Source organism: Accumulibacter sp., from assembly GCF_029255145.1.
Taxonomy (GTDB): domain Bacteria; phylum Pseudomonadota; class Gammaproteobacteria; order Burkholderiales; family Rhodocyclaceae; genus Accumulibacter.
The window spans coordinates 1-3,367 of sequence record NZ_JAPUVQ010000020.1; the positions used below are offsets into that span (position 1 = coordinate 1).

2 protein-coding genes and 2 pseudogenes are annotated in these 3,367 nt (G+C 60.2%); 2 read left to right on the forward strand and 2 right to left on the reverse strand.

The features are described from left to right. Positions 1-106: pseudogene (locus Q1L50_RS01605) on the forward strand (IS5/IS1182 family transposase); the annotation flags it as partial. Positions 107-742: 636 nt separating this feature from the next. After that, positions 743-1,588 carry a site-specific integrase gene (locus tag Q1L50_RS01610; RefSeq protein WP_300335408.1) on the forward strand — a complete coding sequence of 282 codons (846 nt, stop codon included), beginning with the start codon at positions 743-745 and terminating at the stop codon, positions 1,586-1,588. On the opposite strand, the gene Q1L50_RS01615 is transcribed toward Q1L50_RS01610, so the two are convergent. Then, positions 1,583-2,581 carry a site-specific integrase gene (locus Q1L50_RS01615; protein WP_300335409.1) on the reverse strand — a complete coding sequence of 333 codons (999 nt, stop codon included), beginning with the start codon at positions 2,579-2,581 and terminating at the stop codon, positions 1,583-1,585. The genes Q1L50_RS01610 and Q1L50_RS01615 overlap by 6 nt on opposite strands. Beyond that, positions 2,578-3,240, reverse strand: a pseudogene (locus Q1L50_RS01620) (tyrosine-type recombinase/integrase); the annotation flags it as partial. The gene Q1L50_RS01615 and the pseudogene Q1L50_RS01620, both read right to left, overlap by 4 nt. Positions 3,241-3,367: the final 127 nt, after the last annotated feature.

Here is a 3,367-nt window from a genome sequence, read left to right on the forward strand (position 1 = left end):
CTGCCGCATCAAGCAATTTCGACGTATCGCTACACGCTACGACAAACTCGCCGAGCGTTTCGCTTCCTTCATCGCCCTCGCCGCATCCGTCATTTGGCTCGCTTGAATGTCAACACACTCTAGCGCAGCAGGTCGCCCGGCGCCTAGGCGTTTTGCCACCGACTTGGGCGTGGCGTGTTCCCCCCTACGCCATTGGGAGCCTCGCGATGTTCTGGGTCATCCAGCGTATTGCCGCCTTCTGAGACGAGCCATCGAGTGGTTGGAGATCGCCACCGAAGCCGCCTTCACCTCCTTCAGACTTGCGCCCAGCAGTTGTGGGCATCAAGTTGTGCAAATATGGTGATCAGTTGATTGGTCGATCCCGTTTGCGCCGTCAGTGTTGAGAAGGGAGTTGCGCGGAGCGGCGGCGTCGGAGATGACGCATTGGTCGCCTCGCGCCTGTCCCTGGAGCCGACATTATCATCGCCCGCGCTGATGTTCCTACCAGTCCCGGTCAACAGACGGTGCCGGACAGATACCCGAGTCGGAGGACAGCTGTGCGTGCTACCTCAAGACAAAATCCCCCACTTATGGTCACCCAAACCCCCCAGGCAGGACCGTAGAAATTGTAATGCACTCGGTTGGACGAAGCCGCTACGCGGAGGAAACCCCGGTGCCGTCGTCGTGTTGAGTCAAGATGTGACCTCGCCCCTCATCCGAGGGATATTCATGACGAACGCGAGGTTACCGCAAGATGGAAGACATGTCCGCTGTTGCAGCTACGATTTTTGACAGGCACTACGAACTGCACCTGAAGCACCTGAAGCTCAAGGGCTTGCAGCCGAAGACGATCGAGGCGTATTCGCGCGCCATCCGCCGGGTAGGAGACTACTTCGATCATCAGATCGACGATCTGAGCGAGGCCGACATGGTGGATTACTTCACCGACCTGAGCGAGACGCACTCCTGGAGTTCGGTCAAGCTCGATCTGTACGGGCTCAAGTTCTACCACGAGCACGTGCTAAAAAAACCCTGGGTGGCGCCCGGTCTGATCAAGCCGCCGCGGTCGCAGCGTCTGCCGGACATCGTCACCATCGAGGAGGCCGAGCGGATTTTCATGGCCACCCGGGCGCTCAGTTACCGCGTCTTCTTCTTCACGCTCTACAGTCTCGGCCTTCGTCTGGGAGAAAGGCTGCGGCTGACGGTCGCTGATATCGACGGGTCGCGCGCGCGTGTGCATATCCGCGATGCCAAGGGCAACAAGGACCGCCTGGTGCCGTTGCCGACGGCCACCTACCGACTCCTGCGCCGCCTCTGGCAGCGCCACCGTAATCCCGTTCTGCTGTTTCCCAATCGCCACGGCGGCTTGTCTGGCGCACACGCCGCCAGCACAGCCCTCGACCGCGGCGGCGTTCAGAAGGCCCTGCGGGCCGTCGTCGAATCGTGTGGGCTAAAAAAAAACATTTCGCCCCACAGCCTTCGGCACTATGCCGCGTTCCGAACTATGCCGACCAATGCAATTGGTTGCGCCTCAAGTACGCAACCAGCTGTCTTTCGGGCGCCAAATGGCATTTTCGGTCGGCATAGTCTCGATCGTTGCGGCCTATAGCCCCTTGAGGAAAGCCAACAGTTGATCATCTGGATGGTAGCGGCCGGCTTTGCTACCGGGAGGTGCCGCCTTGGCCAAAGCCTGCTCTTTCATGGCCAGATTCGCGTCGAGATAGATCTGCGTGGTCTCGACCGATTCATGACCAAGCAACAACGCGATCAGGGAACGATCCACCCCGGCCTGCAACAATTCCATGGCCGCGGTATGACGCAGCACATGCGGTGTCGCCCGTTTGTGCATCAAAGACGGGCACGTCTTGGCGGCAATCACGACATGCTTGGCAAGGAGATATTCGATCCCGTCCGAACTCAGGCGAGTTCCGCGGGCACTGGGAAACACGATGGCATCAGCGCTATCTGGAACCTCGCACAGCCACGCTTTCAGAACGGCTGCTGTTTCCCTGGTCAGCGGCGTGGCGCGTTCCTTTCGCCCCTTGCCAAGCACTCTGACATGGGCACCCGTGCCCAGAAACACCGCATCTCGGCACATGCCGGTCAGCTCGGAAAGGCGCAGCCCGCATTGAACGGCGACCAGGAGAATGGCGTGATCGCGACGTCCGGAGCACGTGCGCTGATCGGGGGCGGCCAGCAAGGCTTCGATTTCGGGTCGAGTCAGGAAACCGACCTGACGGCGCGTAAATCGCTGACTGGGAATAGCGAGCACGCGCTGGATCTGGGCCGCATGCTCCGGAACCTCGAAGGAGGCGTAGCGAAAGAAGGAGCGGATCGCGGTGAGTCGCAAGTTTCGGCTGCGAGCAGTGCTGCCGCGGTTCTTCTCCAGGTCCTCCAGGAATTCAGCAATCAACGGGGCGTCGATCTGCTCGAATGCCAATTGACTGGGTGGCTGAGCGAGCTTTGCCTGCACAAACCGCAGCAGCAGGCGGAAGGTGTCCCGGTAGGAGCCAATCGTATGCGGGCTGGCCCGACGTTGCTGCATCAGCCGCCGCGTGAAGAAGCCCTGCAATAGCGCGGGGAAACTGACCGTCACGTTCATGGCCGTTCTTCCCAGCGCTGTTCAAGGCGCGCCATCGCCTGCCCCATCAATTCCGGAGAAGCGCTGAGATACCAGTAAGTGTCGGCGACATGGACATGTCCGAGGTAGGTCGACAGGACCGGCAAGCGTCGCTCGACGTCCTCGCCCGAGCGGTACCATTGCAACAGTGTCTCAACCGCAAAGCGATGCCGAAAGTCATGCAGGCGCGGCCCGTGACTGGCCGTCTCACCGCGCAGGCCGATCTGCCGTGACAGCTTGTAGAAGGTGCGGTGAATGTCGCCGATGTCCAGATGATTTCCTCGACTGGTGATGAAGAAGTACGAGGAAGCGGGGTGATCTGCGACGAAGCGTGCTCGGCGGGCCTGGTACTGCGCCAACACCGTTTGGGTCGACGGATGAATCGGCACCAGACGGGATTTCCCGAACTTCGTGCCGCGAACCGTCAACAAGCCCTCCTGCAAATCGACATCGTCGATCTGCAAGCGAATGGCCTCACCAATCCGCAAGCCGGCGACACTGAGCAAGCCGAACAGACAGTGAAACGTCCAGGGGCGCAAGCCATCGCCAGGCTGAAGGTCCAGAGCGCCACGAAGCAGGCGCTCGACTTCCTCGTCTGAGTAAAGATACGGTCGTGCTCGGCGGGGGTGATACGGTAGTAGATCGTGCCTGACCGAAAACTCCGGTTTTTGGCGAGCGCGCCGCCTTGAAAATATCGGTTGGCATTGAATTTCTCGTTCGTCCCGAGTTGCGCTGGTCGACTTCTGTCGAATGCGAGCCAAAATGCCC